Genomic DNA, 14,895 nt, shown 5'->3' with positions numbered 1-14,895 from the left:
CATGAGCACGGACTTCGACGTCGAATTCGTCGACAAAGGCGACCGGGAAGCCCTGTTCGTCGTCCACAACATCACGCCCGCGTTCGCGAACGGCATCCGGCGAGCGATTCTCGCCGACGTGCCGACGCTCTCCATCGACGACGTGCGGTTCGTGGAGAACTCGAGCGTGATGTTCGACGAACAGCTCGCGCTTCGGCTCGGGCTGGTGCCGCTCACCACGCCCGACGACTTCGAGGTGGGCGACTCGGTGACGCTCGCGCTCGACGTCGAGGGCCCGGGTACCGCGTACTCCGGTGACCTCGTGAGTTCCGACCCGGACGTCGAACCCGCGGACAAGAACGTGCCCATCATCGAGTTGAAAGACGACCAGCGCCTCGAACTCGAAGCGGACGCCGTGCTCGCGCACGGTCGCGACCACGCCAAACACCAGGGCGGCGTCGCGGTCGGCTACCGCCACCTGCAGACGGTGAACGTGGTCGGCGACCGCGCGGAGTACGAGGACGAGGAGCCGGAGATTCTCCGCGGCGTCATCGAGGAGGACGGCGAGTACGTCCAGACCGACGAGTTCGACAACGACCTCACGAACCGGTACCCCGGCAAGGAGGTCGAGGTCGAGGACGTCTCGGGCGCGTTCGTCTTCCACGTGGAGTCCGACGGCTCGATGCCCGTCACCGAACTGGTTCTCCGAGCGGTCGACACCCTGGTCGACCGAGCGGACGAACTCGAACAGGCAGTCCAACTGTAAACTAAACACGATGCCCAATCCGACCCACACTACCGCGCCGGCGACCGCTCCTGCCCCGGGAGCCTCGGGTCCGGCAATCGAAATCGGTAAGAAGGGTCGGGGGCAACTGAGAAGTGAAGCGCCACCGCGGCCGTGCAGGGATAGCCAAGTTAGGCCAAAGGCGCAGCGTTCAGGGCGCTGTCCCGTAGGGGTTCGCAGGTTCAAATCCTGCTCCCTGCACTCCACTTCTCACAATTTCCGAGAGTTAGGAGCATGAGCAAGACAAGTCCGAGACTCAGCAGTCTCATCGCCGAACTGAAATCCGTCTCCCGAGATTCGGGTGCGGACGTCTGGCAGGACGTGGCCGGCCGGCTGGAGAAGCCCCGGAGCACGCACGCCGAGGTGAACCTGAGTCGCATCGAACGATACGCGAACGAGGACGAGACCGTCGTCGTCCCCGGCAAGGTGCTGGGGTCCGGCGCGCTTCGAAAGTCAGTCACCATCGCTGCCGTGGACTTCTCCGGCAGCGCGGAGACGAAAATCGAGCACGCCGACGGCGAGGCCGTCCATCTGGAACAGGCAGTCGAACAGAACCCCGACGGGAACGACGTGCGGGTGATTCGATGAGTCTCGCAGAGTTCGACGCCGACGTGGTCGTCGACGCTCGGGACTGCATCATGGGTCGCGTCGCGACGAACGTCGCCGAACGCGCCCTCGACGGCGAGACGGTCGCCGTCGTCAACGCCGAGCAGACCATCATCACCGGCACCAAAGACGACGTCTTCGGGACGTACAACAAGCGCGCGGAGCTCGGCTCCGACAGCGGTCCGTACTACCCGAAGCGCCCCGACGGAATCTTCAAGCGCGCGATTCGCGGGATGCTTCCGTACAAGAAGGACCGCGGTCGCGAGGCACTCGAGAACGTCCGCGTCTACGTCGGCAACCCGACTGACGAGGACGGCGAAATCCTCGAGGGAACGTCGCTGGACCGACTCTCGAACATTCGCTTCGTCACCCTCGGCGAAGTCTCCGAAGAACTGGGGGCTAACGTCACATGGTAACCAACACGTCCGGTAAGAAGAAGACGGCTGTCGCTCGCGCCACCGTGAGCGACGGGAAGGGTCGCGTGCGAATCAACTCCCAGCCCGTCGAACTCGTCGAGCCGGAGATGTCCCGCCTGAAGATGCTGGAGCCGTTCCGCATCGCCGGCGAGGACCTCCGCGACGACGTCGACGTGGACATCGACGTGTCCGGTGGCGGTTTCGCGGGGCAGGCTGACGCCGTCCGCACCGCCATCGCGCGCGGTCTGGTCGAGCACCTCGGCGACGCGGAGCTCCGCGACGCCTACCGGGAGTTCGACCGGAGTCTGCTGGTCAACGACGTCCGGCAGTCCGAGTCCAAGAAGTGGGGCGGCCCCGGTGCTCGCGCCCGCTACCAGAAGTCCTACCGCTGAGGTGACCAAGCCATGATGGTACCAGTCCGGTGTTTCACGTGCGGTAACGTCGTCGGCGAGTACTGGGAGGAGTTCAAGGCACGCGCCGAGTCGCACGACGGCGACGAGGACCCAGCGGACGTGCTGGACGACCTCGGCGTGGACCGGCACTGCTGTCGACGCATGCTGGTCTCCCACCAGGACCTCGTGGACGTGGTTTCCCCCTACCAATGACCGAGTCACAGCAATTCAGCCGGTACGAGAAGGCGCGCATCATCGGCGCGCGAGCGCTGCAGGTGTCGTACGGGGCGCCGGTGCTGGTCGACACCGACCAGACCGAGCCCATCCTCATCGCGGCCGAGGAGTACGACGCGGACGCGCTCCCGTTCACGGTCCGGAGGGAGAACTGAGATGACGCGCATCGAGGCCGTCCGGTTCCGCCCGATACTCGACTCCCGCGGCAACAAGACCGTGGAGGCCGAGGTGTCGACGGAGAGCGGTGGGTTCGGTCGTGCCGCCGCGCCGTCGGGCGCGAGCACGGGCGAGTACGAGGCCATCGAACTCCCCGTCGACGAGGCGATTGCGGCAGCCCGCGAGCGAATCGCGCCCCGATTGGAGGGACGCGAGTTCGCGGGCGACCAGCGCAGCGTCGATTCGGCGCTTCGCGCGGCCGACGGCACGGAGGACTTCTCCGAGGTCGGCGCGAACAGCGCCGTCGCCGTCAGCATGGCCGTCGCGAAGGCCGCCGCGGACGTCCTCGGTGCGCCGCTGTACCAGCACCTCGGGGGCGCGTTCCGCGGTCGGAACTTCCCCGTGCCGCTCGGGAACGTGGTCGGGGGCGGCGAGCACGCCGCCGACGCGACCGCGATTCAGGAGTTCCTCGCGGCGCCCGTCGGCGCACCGAGCGTCCGGCAGGCCGTGTTCGCGAACGCCGCCGTGCACGAGCGCGTCGGCGACCTCTTAGAGGAGCGCGGCGAGGCCGCCGCGAAAGGCGACGAGGGCGCGTGGGCGCCGTCCATCGACGACGCCACCGCGTTCGAAATCGTGGACGAGGCGACGAGCGACGTGGCCGAGGAGTTCGGCTTCGAGATTCGCATCGGCCTCGACCTCGCGGCCGCCGAGCGCTACGACGGTGACGAGTACGTGTTCGGCGACGAGCACCGCTCGACCGCCGAGCAGGTCGACTACGTCGCCGACCTCGTCGACGAGTACGACCTCGCGTACGTCGAGGACCCGCTCGACGAGGACGACTTCGAGGCGTTCGCCGAGTTGACCGAGCGCGTGGGCGACCGCACGCTCGTCTGCGGGGACGACCTGTTCGTAACGAACACGGAGCGTCTCCAGCGCGGCATCGACGAGGGCGCTGCCAACAGCATCCTCGTGAAGCCGAACCAGATCGGCACGCTCTCCGAGGCGTTCGACGCCATCGAACTCGCTTCCCGGAACGGGTACGACGCGGTCGTCTCCCACCGGAGCGGCGAGACCGAGGACGCGACCATCGCACACCTCGCCGTCGCGACCGACGCGCCGTTCATCAAGACGGGCGCGGTCGGCGGCGAGCGAACCGCCAAGCTAAACGAACTCATCCGCATCGCGGACGAAGCATGAGCGAGAACGAATCCGACACAGAGGCCGAACTCGAGGACGCGCCCGAGGACGAGCAGGACGCGCCTGCCGCCGAGGAAGCGACCGAGAGCGAGGCCCAGACAGACGAACAGACGAGCGAAGAACCCGAGCCGGAGTCGACGGCCACGGAGGACGTCATGAGCGACGAGGAGGCCGACCTCCTCATCCCCGTCGAGGACTACCTCGGCGCCGGCGTCCACATCGGCACCCAGCAGAAGACCAACGACATGGAGCGGTTCATCCACCGCGTCCGTACCGACGGTCTGTACGTGCTGGACGTGTCGAAGACGGACGACCGTATCCGCACGGCCGCGGACTTCCTCGCGAACTACGACCCCGAGCAGATTCTGGTCACGTCCAGCCGCCAGTACGGTCGCTTCCCCGCGGAGAAGTTCGCGGAAGCGGTCGGCGCGCGCGCCCGGACCGGCCGTTTCATCCCGGGGACGCTGACGAACCCGCAGTACGACGGCTACATCGAGCCGGACGTCCTCGTGGTCACCGACCCCATCGGTGACTCCCAGGCCGTCAAGGAGGCCATCACGGTCGGCATCCCCGTGATTGCGATGTGCGACTCGAACAACCAGACGAGCAACGTCGACCTCGTCGTCCCGACGAACAACAAGGGCCGACGCGCGCTGTCCGTCGTCTACTGGCTGCTCGCCAACGAGACGCTGGACCGCCGCGGCGCGGAGCCGACGTACGCCCTCGAGGACTTCGAGGACGGCCTCTAAGCCCGTATTTCGACGTTCGTACTTTTCGTTTCTCCGTCCGCGCAGCGGCGCAGCCGTTCAGTTCCGCGAGACGACGCCGAGGTGCGGAGCGAGCCCTTCGACCATTCGAACGCGCCGCTCGAACCACTCGCGTCCGCCGTCGAGCGGGTGCTGGTGGACGGCGTCGTCTACGTCTGCGGTGAGGAGCACGGTCGCGGGACACGGCCCGAATCGGTCGACGCGCTCGCGGAGTTCGCCGTCGGTCGGTTCGCAGAGCACCACGTCCTGTCCCGGGAACGACGCGAGGTCGCCGAACGCGTCGTCGTAGTCGTACTCGGGGTTCGGGAAGCGGTAGAGTCGTCGGAATCGGTCGACCGCGCTCTCTAAGTCCTCGGTCGCGAGCACGACGCAGTCGATTCCGGAGACGGGGGCGCCGTAGTTGTCGGCGTCGGGGACGCGGTACTCGCGGGGCGTGCGGTCGGTGACGACGAACGGCAGGAGGTGTTCGTCGGGCGGCCCGAGGAAGGCGTTGTCCCACTCGACGACCGTGCCGTCGGGGCGCTCGCGGCTCCCGTGGCTGGGGCCGTGGACTTCCACGTCGTGGTCGATGACGCGCTGGCACTCGGCGTGGACGCTCCCCGACTCGATACACCAGTCGCTCGGCCCGGCGACGGGGTCGCCGTATTCGAAGAAGTCGCCCCACCACGCGGGGTCGTCGCGGGTCGGTGCGACGAGTTCGAGGTAGGAGCCGTCGGGGAAGACGAGCGCAGACATCTCGGTGCCTGCGTCGGGGTGTTCGCCGCCGTAGTCGGGGGAGAACCCCGCTGTCTCGAAGCGTTCGACGAGCGCGTCGTGACTGGCGCCGGCGAACGGGACGTGGTCGATGACTGGACGCATACCCTGTCCTCGCGTCCGAGGGCAATAAGCGCGGGGCGGGCGTCGCGTTCCGGAACTTCTGTAACGGCACGGGTCACACCGGGAGGTATGACTACGACTTCGAGTGCGCCGGGGAAGGTGTACCTCTTCGGCGAGCACGCCGTCGTCTACGGGGAGCCGGCGGTGCCGTGTGCCATCGAGCGCCGGGCGCGGGTAACCGTCTCGGAGCGCGACGACGACCGCCTCCGGGTGTCGGCGGACGCGCTGTCCATCGACGGCTTCACCGTGGAGTACGGCAACGCGAGCGACGACGGGCCGGACGTGGACGTGCCGACGCCGCTCGTCGAGGCGGCGACCGGGTACGTCGACGAGGCGGTCGCGCAGGCACGGGACGCCGCCGGGCGGCCGGACGCCGGCTTCGACGTGGAGATAGAGAGCGAGATTCCCCTCGGCGCGGGGCTCGGGTCGAGCGCCGCCGTCGCGGTGGCGGGCATCGACGCGGCGACCCGCGAACTCGGCGTGAAACTCGACACCCGGGAGGTCGCCGACCGCGCGTACCGCGTGGAACACGAGGTACAGGACGGGCAGGCGTCCCGCGCAGACACGTTCTGCTCGGCGATGGGCGGCGCGGTGCGCGTCGAGGGCGACGACTGCACGACGCTGGAAGCACCGGACCTCCCGTTCGTCGTCGGCTACGACGGCACGAGCCACGACACCGGCGAACTGGTGTCCGGGGTTCGCGCGCTCCGCGACGAGTTCGAGTTCGCGGCGGACACCGTCGAGACGGTCGGCGACCTCGTCCGGGAGGGCGAGCGAGCGCTCGCCGACGGCGACGTGGAGACGCTCGGGCGCCTGATGAACTTCAACCACGGCCTGCTGTCGGCGCTCGGCGTGTCCGCGCGGACACTGGACAACATGGTGTGGGCGGCCCGCGACGGCGGCGCCGTCGGTGCGAAGCTCACGGGCGCGGGCGGCGGCGGCTCCATCGTCGCGCTGGACGACGACGGCGGGTCAGTGACGGCGCTGTCGCTGACGCCGGACTGCGAGGAGGCGTTCCGCGCCGAACTCGCGACCGAGGGGGTGCGCGTCGAGTGACCGTCGTCCTGAAACTCGGCGGGAGCGTCGTCACGGAGAAAGACGAACCTGAGACGGTGGCGACCGACCGCCTCGCCGACCTCGCCGGCGCCGTCGCCGACTCGGGCGTCTCGGACCTCGTGGTCGTCCACGGCGGCGGGAGTTTCGGCCACCCGCACGCCGCCGAGCACGGCGTGTCGAGCACGGAGGGGACGAAGGACGCCGCGGCCGTCCGCGACATCGCAGGCGCGATGGAGGACCTGAACGAGGCCGTCGTCGACGCGCTCGCAGACGCGGGCGTGCCGGCGGTTCCCGTTCACCCGTTCTCCGCGGGGTTCCGCGGCGAGGACGGGCACCTGTTCCTGCCGACCGGGCAACTGGACGCGATGCTCGAAGAGGGGTTCGTGCCGGTGCTCCACGGCGACGTGCTCGCACACGCCGGCGAGGGCGCGACCATCGTGAGCGGCGACGAACTCGTGGTCCGCCTCGCGGACCGACTCGTCGCGGACCGCGTCGGCCTCTGCTCGACGGTCCCCGGCGTCCTCGACCAGCACGGCGACGTGATTCCCGAGATTACCGCCTACGAGGACGCGGCGGCGGCGCTCGGCGAGAGCGACGCGACGGACGTGACCGGCGGGATGGCGGCGAAGGTGGAGGCGCTGCTCGGCCTCGGGTCGCCGGCGTTCGTCTTCGGCCCCGACGACCTCGACGACTTTCTCGCGGGGCGGGACGCCGGCACTCGCATCGACGGCTGAACCGGGTTTCGCGGGCTACTGTTCGGGCGGTTTCTCCTCTACCACGTCGGCGTCCGCGGCGTTGTCCTGCACGCTCCGGAGGCCCTGTTTGGCCTTCTGCTTGGAGGCGTACCCTTCGCCGGAGTCCGCGATGATGTTGCCGTTGCGGTGGACGAGTCGCCAGCGGTACTGTCCGGCCGAGTCCTCGTAGACGTGGAACGTCGCGTTCGACATGCGCTCCAGTCAACGAAGCGAACTGTGTTGTGTGTTGTGGTGGTTCACAGGCGCAGCCGGCCAATCCCCGTTGTTTTTAACACCGCGGAGCGTACGGTCGATAAGAGCAGCGTCGCGGGCGTTCACGCGACGACGGCTGACGGCTGCGAGACGCCGGAGTCGGTCGCCGCCAGCCCGCGGCTGTTTCAATACGCGCGAAAACGCGGATTTCAGTGATTCCAACTATGGAAATCGAGATTGCAACCATCGGCGGTTACGAGGAAGTCGGTCGGCAGATGACTGCCGTCCGAGCAGGCGACGACATCGTGATTTTCGACATGGGCCTCAACCTCTCGCAGGTCCTCATCCACGACAACGTCGAGACCGAGAAGATGCACAGCCTCGACCTCATCGACATGGGCGCCATCCCGGACGACCGCGTCATGTCCGACCTCGAGGGCGACGTGCAGGCCATCGTCCCGACCCACGGCCACCTCGACCACATCGGCGCGCTCTCGAAGCTCGCCCACCGGTACGACGCGCCCATCGTCGCGTCCCCGTTCACCATCGAACTGGTGAAGGGCCAAATCGAGGGCGAGCAGAAGTTCGGCGTCGACAACGAACTCGTGAAGATGAAGGCCGGCGGCACGATGCCCATCGGCGAGCGCTGCGAACTGGAGTTCGTCCACGTCACGCACTCCATCATCGACGCCATCAACCCCGTCCTCCACACGCCCGAGGGCGCCGTCGTCTACGGCCTCGACAAGCGCATGGACCACGACCCCGTCCTCGAAGACCCCATCGACATGAAGCGCTTCCGCGAAATCGGGCGTGAGGACGAGGGCGTCCTCTGTTACATCGAGGACTGTACGAACGCGGGCCGGAAGGGCCGGACGGCGTCCGAGAGCGTCGCGCGCCGCGAACTCAAGGACACGCTCCAGTCCGTCGAGGACTACGACGGCGGCATCGTCGCGACGACGTTCTCCAGTCACGTCTCCCGCGTCTCCTCGCTCGTGGAGTTCGCGAAGGACATCGGCCGCGAACCGATTCTGCTCGGGCGCTCGATGGAGCGCTACTCCGGCACCGCCGAGCGCATGGGTCGCGTGAACTTCCCCGACGACCTCGGGATGTTCGGCCACCGGAAGTCCGTCGACCGCGCGTTCAAGCGCGTCATGAACGAGGGCAAGGAGAACTTCCTCCCCATCGTCACCGGCCATCAGGGCGAACCGCGCGCGATGCTCACCCGGATGGGCCGCGGCGAGACCCCCTACGACATCGAGGACGGCGACAAGGTCATCTTCTCGGCGCGCGTCATCCCGGAGCCGACCAACGAGGGCCAGCGCTACCAGAGCGAGCGCCTGCTCCAGATGCAGGGCGCCCGCATCTACGACGACATCCACGTCTCCGGCCACCTGCGCGAGGAGGGCCACTACCAGATGCTGCAGGCGCTCCAGCCCCAGCACGTCATCCCCGCCCACCAGGACATGAAGGGCTTCGCGCCGTACGCCGACCTCTGTAAGAGCCAGGGCTACAAACTCGGCCGCGACCTGCACGTCACGGAGAACGGCAACACCATCCAACTCGTCGAGTAATGTCCCAGAACGCTCGGGAGCAGGCGGTGCTATCCGCGGTCCGGGAGCGCCGCGAACTCGTGAACGACGCCATCGACGAGGACCTCCCGCCGAAGCGACCGGAGCGCCTCTACGAGGCGTCCCGGTACCTCCTGAAGGCCGGCGGGAAGCGGCTTCGACCCGCGGTCCTGCTGTTGACGGCGGAGGCGCTCGCGGACGTGGAACTGGGGAGCACGGACTACCGGGAGTTCCCCGACCTGCACGGCGAGGTCATCGACGTGATGGCGTCTGCCGTCTCCATCGAGGTCATCCAGTCGTTCACGCTGATTCACGACGACATCATGGACGACGACGACCTCCGGCGCGGCGTGCCGGCGGTCCACCGCGAGTACGACACGGAGACCGCGATTCTCGCGGGCGACACGCTCTACTCGAAGGCGTTCGAAATCATGCTCCGCACGGAGGCGCCCGCCGAGCGCGGCCTCGAAGCGATGCGGACGCTCGCGGAGACCTGCACCCACATCTGCGAGGGGCAGGCTCTCGACGTCGACTTCGAGACCCGGAGCGACGTCCTCCCCGACGAGTACATGGAGATGGTGGAGTTGAAGACCGCCGTGCTGTTCGCGGCGGCGTCGACGCTCCCCGGCATCCTGCTCGGCGCCGACGACGACACCGTCGAGGCGCTGTACAACTACGGCCTCCGCGTCGGGCAGGCGTTCCAGATTCACGACGACGTGCTCGACCTGACGGTGCCATCCGAGAAACTCGGCAAGCAACGCGGGTCGGACCTCGTCGAGAACAAGAAGACGGTCGTCACCCTCCACGCCGCCAAACACGGCGTCGACGTCGGCGACCTCCTCGACACGAACGACCCCGAGGAAGTCACGGACGAGGAAATCGAGGCCGCCGTCGCGGAACTCCGCGACGTCGGGAGCATCGAGTACGCCCGCGACCTCGCCGACGACCTCGTCGCCGAAGGCAAAGCCCACCTCGAAGTCCTCCCCGAGAACGAAGCCCACACCCGCCTCGAACAGGTCGCCGACTACCTCGTCGAACGGGAGTACTAGACGCGTACCTTTTCCACGGACCTTTTTTCCGCTCGGGTTTCCTCGCTCGCTGTGGGAACCGTCGCGCAAAAAATCTACGCTAAAAAGGCCGAGCGCCGGAGGGCGCTCGGTGGAATCGCGCGGCTCCACCGCGCGAATGCTCGGCGGTCGCTGGGTGGTCGGCCGCCGCGAATCCCAACGGATTTGCCTGCCTCGGGCGAACGCTGACCCAATGGACGACGAGATTCGCGAGCGGGCGCGACGCGAGGCCGAGACGGCCGCGCTGTTCAACGCGCTCAAACACGACAGCGACGCGCAGGTCGGCGCCATCATGGGGCCGCTGATGGGCGAGAACCCCGAGTTCCGCGAGCACGGCGACGAGATTCCGGGCGTCATCTCCCCGGTCATCGCGGACGTGAACGGGATGAGTGTCGAGGAGAAACGCGAGCGCCTCGGCGAACTCGCGCCCGAGCGCCTCGAAGAACTGGACAGCGAGGACGAGGGCGACGACCAGCCGCTGCCCGACCTCCCGAACGCCGACGAGTACGACCAGATTCGGATGCGGTGTGCGCCGAACCCGAACGGCCCGTGGCACCTCGGGAGCGCGCGGATGCCCGCGGTCATCGGGACGTACAAGGAGATGTACGACGGCTGGATGCTCGTCCGGTTCGACGACACCGACCCCGAGACGAAGCGCCCGGACCTCGACGCCTACGACCAGATTCTCGACGACCTCGACTACCTCGGATTCGAGGCCGACGAGGTCCTGAAGGCGAGCGACCGCGTGGAGACGTACTACGAGCACGCGCGCCGGCTCATCGGGATGCACGGCGCGTACACGTGTTCGTGTCCTGGCGAGGAGTTCTCGGAACTGAAGAACAACGCGGAGGCGTGCCCGCACCGGGACAAGGACCCCGACGTGGTCGCCGAGGAGTTCGCGGACATGGTCGCCGGCGAGTACGAGTCCGGCGAGATGGTGCTGCGCGTGAAGACCGACATCGAGCACAAGAACCCCGCGCTCCGCGACTGGGTTGCGTTCCGGATGGTCGACACGCCCCACCCGCGCGAGGAGGCCAGCGAGTACCGGTGCTGGCCGATGCTGGACTTCCAGTCCGGCGTCGACGACCACCTCACGGGCGTCACCCACATCATCCGCGGCATCGACCTGCAGGACTCCGCGAAGCGCCAGCGGTTCCTCTACGACTACTTCGACTGGGAGTACCCCGAGGTGCTCCACTGGGGGCACGTCCAACTCGACGAGTACGACGTGAAGATGTCCACGTCGACCATCAAGGAACTCGTGGCGTCCGGAGACCTGGACGGCTGGGACGACCCGCGCGCGCCGACCGTCCAGAGCGTGAAGCGCCGCGGTATCCGCGGCGAGGCCGTCGTGGACGCGATGGTGGAACTCGGTACCTCGACCTCCGACGTGGACCTCGCGATGTCCGCGGTGTACGCGAACAACCGCGAACTCGTGGACGACGAGGCGCCCCGACAGTTCCTCGTGCGCGACGGATTCGAGGCGCGCTCTGAGGGCGCCGACGAGTCCTACGAGGCCGTCGAAGTGCCGATTTCGGGCGGCCCCGCCGAGGCGACGCCGCAGGTCCACCCCGAGCACGAGGAGCGCGGCGACCGCGACATCCCGGTCGGCGACAGCGTGCTCGTGGAGGCCGCTGACCTGCCCGAGGCCGGCGAGCGCGTCTGGCTGAAGGGCTACGGCCCGGTCGAGTACGACGGCGACGCCTTCGCGTACCTCGACGCGAGCATCGACATCGTGCGCGAGGAGGGCGTCGACGTGGTGCAGTGGGTGCCCGCCGACGAGAGCGTCCCCGTCACCCTGCGGACGATGACCGGCGACGTGTCCGGGTACGCCGAACCCGGCTTCGTCGACTACGACCCCGACACCGTCGTGCAGTTCGTGCGCATCGGATTCGCGCGCGTCGACCGCCACGACGAGGCGGAATCCGTGGCGTACTACGCGCACCCCTGACCGCGGTCAGCCGAACTGCACCCAGAGCATCGCTGCCAGCACCACGCCGGTCAACACCACCTGCATCGCGGCGGACGCGAGCACGCCGACGGTGGCGTAGGCGGCCTGCCGCAGACTCTCCTCGATGTCTCTGCTCGCTCTGACTTTGACCGCGAACACGGTGCCGGCGACGCCCGCGAGCAGCCCCAGCGGGCCGCCCGGAAACATCAACACGAAGCCGACGGCGCCGGCGAGAATCGCGGTGCGGTTGTCGACGCCGCCGGCCTTCGCGCCGACGACGCCCGCCAGCCAGTCCACGAGCGTCGCGGTCACGGCGAGACTGGCGAGTACGAACACCCAGAACACGCCGGGGTCGCCGGTCGCCCACCAGTACACCAGCACGCCAGCGAGCGAGAGCGCGCCGCTCGGGACGAGCGGGAGCAGGCTCCCGGCGACCCCGAGGACGAGCAACGCGAACGCGGCGACGACGAGCACGTCCATGTCTGGTGTGGCGGGCGCCGGCGGCTTGTGCGTGACGGCCTACTCGGAGAAGCGTTCGAGTTCGTCGCGCGCGGCGTCCGTGCCGTGCTCGCGGACGAGCGGCCGGAGCGCGTCGCCGAGCGCGCGCATCGCCTGCCCGTGGGAGTGGAAGTCGAGGGCGTCCACGAGGCCGTCCCACTCGCGGGCTTGCAGGAGTTTCCCGACGAGCAGGCGTTCCTCGCGGGCCGACAGCAGGTCGGGGTCGCCGGCGACGAGGTGGTAGCGCGCGAGGTGGCGGAACGGCGCGGGGTCGACGCTGTACATCCCGGGGCCGTGGGCGGCGCCCGCGACGACGCGCCAGTCGCGGGCCGAGAGGTCGAGGTCGGGGTCGGCGTCACAGGAGCGGAGCGCGGCGCGCGCCACGTCCCGGTCGAGGTCGGACAGAGCGTCCGAGAGCACGCCCGAGATTCGGTCGGCGAACCAGTCGGCGTGCCGGTCGTGGAGGCGCTCCCCGAGGTGGGAGAGCGGGTCGAGCATCACGGCGGAGTACTCGCCGCTCGTGTCGTTCCGGGTGGTGGAGACGTGGACCGTCGAGTAGCCGCTCTCGCGCCAGAAATCCAGCAGTTCCGGGGTGGCGCCGAATCCGGTGCCGACCCAGTCGGCGTCGTCGGCGAACTCCTCGCGCAGGTCGCCGAGGAGCCGGGAGCCGAGGCCGCGGGACCGGCAGGCGTGGTGGGTGGCGATGCGCATCACGCGGTACCCCACCGGGATTGCGGCGTCCTCGTCGCGGAGTTGGCTCGTGAGCACGTCGGGAATCATGTTCCCCCGCACGCGCTCGCCCTCGTACATCCCGGCTCGCAGGTCGGCGTCGAGGCCGCCCTCGCGGGCGAGCAGGGCGACCGAGACGACGTGGCCGTCCGCGAGGAGCGCGCGCACCGCGAGGTTCGGCGCGTCGAGCAGGCGCGCGAGGTCGTTCGGCTCGGTGCGGTAGTGGGCGTACACGAGCAGGCCGAACACCTCTCGGAGCAGGTGTTCGTCCGCGAGCAAGTCAGCGGAGTCGAGCGCGACGTACTCGGCGTTCTCGGGCTGTGCGTCGGCGACCAGGGGGTCTACGGCGGGCCGTGCGTCGAGGAGGAGCGCGCGGAACGCCCACGCTTCCACGGGGTCGCCCGCGGCGTATCGAATCGGGTCCGCGAGCGACAGTTCCTCGACCGCGTGGCTGCCGTCGTCGAGGCGGTCGCGAAAGCGCACGTCGAACCCGCGGCCCGCGCCCTCGTAGCCGTGGACGGTGGTGGTAAAGGCGAGGCGCTCGCAGTCGAGCAGGGATTCGAGCAGGCGCACGGGAATCGCGGCGGCCTCGTCCACGAAGACGGCGTCCGGGTCGCCGGGCAGTGCGGCGGCGTCGGGCGGTTTCGCGAACCGAATCCGACCGCCCGAGTCGGCCACGAGTTCGTCGCCCTCCGTGGCGAGCGCGTCCAGTTCGGCGAGCAGTTCGCGGGCGCGAGCGAACAGTTCGTCGGCGCTCCGGCGGCCGGGCGCGGTGACGAGCACGTCCAGTCCCTCGCGGGCGAGGCAGGCGGCGGCAAGGCCCGCGACGCTCGACTTCCCGCGGCCGCGGTCAGCGTCCGCGACGACGGCCGCCGGCGGGTCCAGCAGCGTCTCGAACGTCGCGAGCGCGCTCAGTTGGTCGCCGGTGAGACACGCCTCGTAGGCGGCACGCGGGAACGCCGCCGACTCCGGCGGGTCGGGGAGCGGGTCGCGGACGCGGGGCGCCGGGTCGGTGAGGCCATCGCGTTCGAGCGTGCCCGAATCGAGGTCGTAGAGTGCGATGCCGGGGTGGGCGCGGAGCGTGTCGGCGAGTCGCCGCCGGAAGTGCCCGGTCACGTCGCTCGCGTCGAACGGCGGGACCGCGAGCCCGTCGTCGAACGCGTCGCGGCGCTCGGGCCAGTCGTCGAGCGGCGGCGCGAGCAGAATCAGGAGGCCGCCGCCGTCCACGGCGCCGACGACGCGCCCCAGCGCGTTCGGCCGGCAGTCCGGATGCGCATCGAACACGACCGCCTGTCGCGTGGTGCCGAGCAAGCGGTCGGCGTTCCGCGGCGGGACGTGCTCGCAGGCCAACGCGTCCCGCGTTGACACGAGACTCGTCCCGGTCAGCGGAATCGAGAGGGCGTCGAGGAGTCGGTCGGCGGTTTCGAGGCCCGCATCGCGGGCGCCCGCGAGCACGAGGACGCGGCGCTCGTTCGCGCGCTCGGCCTCGGCGAGCAGTCGGCGTGCGTCCGCGGTGTCCATCACCGCGTCGTTCGCGGAGTCGCGGGAAGTGCGTTTCGTCGGCGTCCCGACTCCGGGGTGCGCCGCCGTCACAGGGCCGGCGTGCATTGAAAGCGCTTTTAACCGAGGGACTCCCAGATATTGGATACAGCCTGCGGGGGTCGATGATGCT

Annotated in this window: 17 protein-coding genes and 1 tRNA gene; 14 read left to right on the top strand and 4 right to left on the bottom strand. The window is 69.1% G+C overall.

All coding sequences use genetic code 11. The features are described from left to right. Position 1: 1 nt before the first annotated feature. The 9 genes from LT972_RS04685 to rpsB all read left to right on the top strand — a co-directional run bounded on the left by LT972_RS04685 (position 2) and on the right by rpsB (position 4,513). Positions 2–745, top strand: coding sequence for a DNA-directed RNA polymerase subunit D (locus tag LT972_RS04685; RefSeq protein WP_232572040.1), 744 nt, complete (start codon positions 2–4; stop codon positions 743–745). Between the two features lie 134 nt (positions 746–879). Next, a tRNA-Leu gene (locus LT972_RS04680) sits at positions 880–964 on the top strand. Between the two features lie 33 nt (positions 965–997). After that, the gene (locus tag LT972_RS04675; RefSeq protein ID WP_232572039.1) at positions 998–1,351 is read left to right on the top strand and encodes a 50S ribosomal protein L18e; all 354 of its coding nucleotides are present in this window, start codon (positions 998–1,000) and stop codon (positions 1,349–1,351) included. Further along, entirely contained in the window at positions 1,348–1,785 is a 438-nt protein-coding gene (locus tag LT972_RS04670) for a 50S ribosomal protein L13 (protein WP_232572038.1), read from the top strand. The genes LT972_RS04675 and LT972_RS04670 overlap by 4 nt, the downstream gene beginning before the upstream one ends. After that, positions 1,779–2,177 (top strand): 30S ribosomal protein S9, encoded by a 399-nt coding sequence (locus LT972_RS04665; protein WP_232572037.1) that lies wholly within the window; start codon positions 1,779–1,781, stop codon positions 2,175–2,177. Before LT972_RS04670 ends, LT972_RS04665 begins: the two co-directional genes overlap by 7 nt. 12 nt (positions 2,178–2,189) lie before the next feature. Next, a complete protein-coding gene (locus LT972_RS04660; protein WP_232572036.1) occupies positions 2,190–2,390 on the top strand; it encodes a DNA-directed RNA polymerase subunit N in 201 nt (66 codons plus the stop codon). Next, positions 2,387–2,566, top strand: coding sequence for a DNA-directed RNA polymerase subunit K (locus LT972_RS04655; RefSeq protein WP_232572035.1), 180 nt, complete (start codon positions 2,387–2,389; stop codon positions 2,564–2,566). The genes LT972_RS04660 and LT972_RS04655 overlap by 4 nt, the downstream gene beginning before the upstream one ends. A gap of 1 nt (position 2,567) precedes the next feature. After that, positions 2,568–3,764: a phosphopyruvate hydratase gene (gene eno / locus LT972_RS04650; RefSeq protein WP_232572034.1), complete on the top strand. Its 1,197-nt coding sequence runs from the start codon at positions 2,568–2,570 to the stop codon at positions 3,762–3,764. Continuing rightward, positions 3,761–4,513, top strand: coding sequence for a 30S ribosomal protein S2 (rpsB, locus tag LT972_RS04645; protein ID WP_232572033.1), 753 nt, complete (start codon positions 3,761–3,763; stop codon positions 4,511–4,513). The genes eno and rpsB overlap by 4 nt, the downstream gene beginning before the upstream one ends. Before the next feature lie 57 nt (positions 4,514–4,570). On the opposite strand, the gene LT972_RS04640 is transcribed toward rpsB, so the two are convergent. Then, positions 4,571–5,389 (bottom strand): VOC family protein, encoded by an 819-nt coding sequence (locus LT972_RS04640; RefSeq protein WP_232572032.1) that lies wholly within the window; start codon positions 5,387–5,389, stop codon positions 4,571–4,573. Positions 5,390–5,476: 87 nt separating this feature from the next. On the opposite strand from LT972_RS04640, the gene mvk reads away from it, so the two are divergent. Then, the gene (gene mvk, locus LT972_RS04635) at positions 5,477–6,463 is read left to right on the top strand and encodes a mevalonate kinase (protein ID WP_232572031.1); all 987 of its coding nucleotides are present in this window, start codon (positions 5,477–5,479) and stop codon (positions 6,461–6,463) included. After that, the gene (locus tag LT972_RS04630; protein ID WP_232572030.1) at positions 6,460–7,197 is read left to right on the top strand and encodes an isopentenyl phosphate kinase; all 738 of its coding nucleotides are present in this window, start codon (positions 6,460–6,462) and stop codon (positions 7,195–7,197) included. Before mvk ends, LT972_RS04630 begins: the two co-directional genes overlap by 4 nt. A 15-nt stretch (positions 7,198–7,212) precedes the next feature. Here the strand turns inward: LT972_RS04630 and LT972_RS04625 are convergent, their stop codons facing one another. Next, a complete protein-coding gene (locus LT972_RS04625) occupies positions 7,213–7,410 on the bottom strand; it encodes an HVO_2922 family protein (RefSeq protein WP_232572029.1) in 198 nt (65 codons plus the stop codon). A gap of 224 nt (positions 7,411–7,634) precedes the next feature. Here LT972_RS04625 and LT972_RS04620 point away from each other — a divergent pair, with 224 nt between their 5' ends. The 3 genes from LT972_RS04620 to LT972_RS04610 all read left to right on the top strand — a co-directional run bounded on the left by LT972_RS04620 (position 7,635) and on the right by LT972_RS04610 (position 11,996). Then, complete coding sequence (locus LT972_RS04620; protein ID WP_232572644.1) at positions 7,635–8,981, top strand: ribonuclease J; 1,347 nt, start codon at positions 7,635–7,637, stop codon at positions 8,979–8,981. Beyond that, entirely contained in the window at positions 8,981–10,027 is a 1,047-nt protein-coding gene (gene idsA3, locus LT972_RS04615) for a geranylfarnesyl diphosphate synthase (RefSeq protein ID WP_232572028.1), read from the top strand. The genes LT972_RS04620 and idsA3 overlap by 1 nt, the downstream gene beginning before the upstream one ends. A gap of 211 nt (positions 10,028–10,238) precedes the next feature. Continuing rightward, a complete protein-coding gene (locus tag LT972_RS04610) occupies positions 10,239–11,996 on the top strand; it encodes a glutamate--tRNA ligase (RefSeq protein WP_232572027.1) in 1,758 nt (585 codons plus the stop codon). Between the two features lie 6 nt (positions 11,997–12,002). On the opposite strand, the gene LT972_RS04605 is transcribed toward LT972_RS04610, so the two are convergent. Beyond that, complete coding sequence (locus LT972_RS04605) at positions 12,003–12,476, bottom strand: DUF456 domain-containing protein (protein ID WP_232572026.1); 474 nt, start codon at positions 12,474–12,476, stop codon at positions 12,003–12,005. 39 nt (positions 12,477–12,515) lie between these two features. After that, positions 12,516–14,831 carry a tRNA(Met) cytidine acetyltransferase TmcA gene (tmcA, locus tag LT972_RS04600; protein WP_390226277.1) on the bottom strand — a complete coding sequence of 772 codons (2,316 nt, stop codon included), beginning with the start codon at positions 14,829–14,831 and terminating at the stop codon, positions 12,516–12,518. Positions 14,832–14,895 lie beyond the last annotated feature (64 nt).

Origin of the sequence: Halobacterium litoreum, assembly GCF_021233415.1 — an archaeon.
Taxonomy (GTDB): domain Archaea; phylum Halobacteriota; class Halobacteria; order Halobacteriales; family Halobacteriaceae; genus Halobacterium; species Halobacterium litoreum.
Note: the sequence above shows the minus strand (reverse complement) of the source record. Positions and strands in the feature narration are given on the sequence as shown.

Excerpts from the sequence above, each read along its gene's own strand:
- LT972_RS04685 (WP_232572040.1), top strand. The coding sequence starts at position 2 with ATGAGCACGGACTTCGACGTCGAATTCGTCGACAAAGGCGACCGGGAA.
- LT972_RS04675 (WP_232572039.1), top strand. The coding sequence starts at position 998 with ATGAGCAAGACAAGTCCGAGACTCAGCAGTCTCATCGCCGAACTGAAA.
- LT972_RS04670 (WP_232572038.1), top strand. The coding sequence starts at position 1,348 with ATGAGTCTCGCAGAGTTCGACGCCGACGTGGTCGTCGACGCTCGGGAC.
- LT972_RS04665 (WP_232572037.1), top strand. The coding sequence starts at position 1,779 with ATGGTAACCAACACGTCCGGTAAGAAGAAGACGGCTGTCGCTCGCGCC.
- LT972_RS04660 (WP_232572036.1), top strand. The coding sequence starts at position 2,190 with ATGATGGTACCAGTCCGGTGTTTCACGTGCGGTAACGTCGTCGGCGAG.
- LT972_RS04655 (WP_232572035.1), top strand. The coding sequence starts at position 2,387 with ATGACCGAGTCACAGCAATTCAGCCGGTACGAGAAGGCGCGCATCATC.
- eno (WP_232572034.1), top strand. The coding sequence starts at position 2,568 with ATGACGCGCATCGAGGCCGTCCGGTTCCGCCCGATACTCGACTCCCGC.
- rpsB (WP_232572033.1), top strand. The coding sequence starts at position 3,761 with ATGAGCGAGAACGAATCCGACACAGAGGCCGAACTCGAGGACGCGCCC.
- LT972_RS04640 (WP_232572032.1), bottom strand. The coding sequence starts at position 5,389 with ATGCGTCCAGTCATCGACCACGTCCCGTTCGCCGGCGCCAGTCACGAC.
- mvk (WP_232572031.1), top strand. The coding sequence starts at position 5,477 with ATGACTACGACTTCGAGTGCGCCGGGGAAGGTGTACCTCTTCGGCGAG.
- LT972_RS04625 (WP_232572029.1), bottom strand. The coding sequence starts at position 7,410 with ATGTCGAACGCGACGTTCCACGTCTACGAGGACTCGGCCGGACAGTAC.
- LT972_RS04620 (WP_232572644.1), top strand. The coding sequence starts at position 7,635 with ATGGAAATCGAGATTGCAACCATCGGCGGTTACGAGGAAGTCGGTCGG.
- idsA3 (WP_232572028.1), top strand. The coding sequence starts at position 8,981 with ATGTCCCAGAACGCTCGGGAGCAGGCGGTGCTATCCGCGGTCCGGGAG.
- LT972_RS04610 (WP_232572027.1), top strand. The coding sequence starts at position 10,239 with ATGGACGACGAGATTCGCGAGCGGGCGCGACGCGAGGCCGAGACGGCC.
- LT972_RS04605 (WP_232572026.1), bottom strand. The coding sequence starts at position 12,476 with ATGGACGTGCTCGTCGTCGCCGCGTTCGCGTTGCTCGTCCTCGGGGTC.
- tmcA (WP_390226277.1), bottom strand. The coding sequence starts at position 14,831 with ATGCACGCCGGCCCTGTGACGGCGGCGCACCCCGGAGTCGGGACGCCG.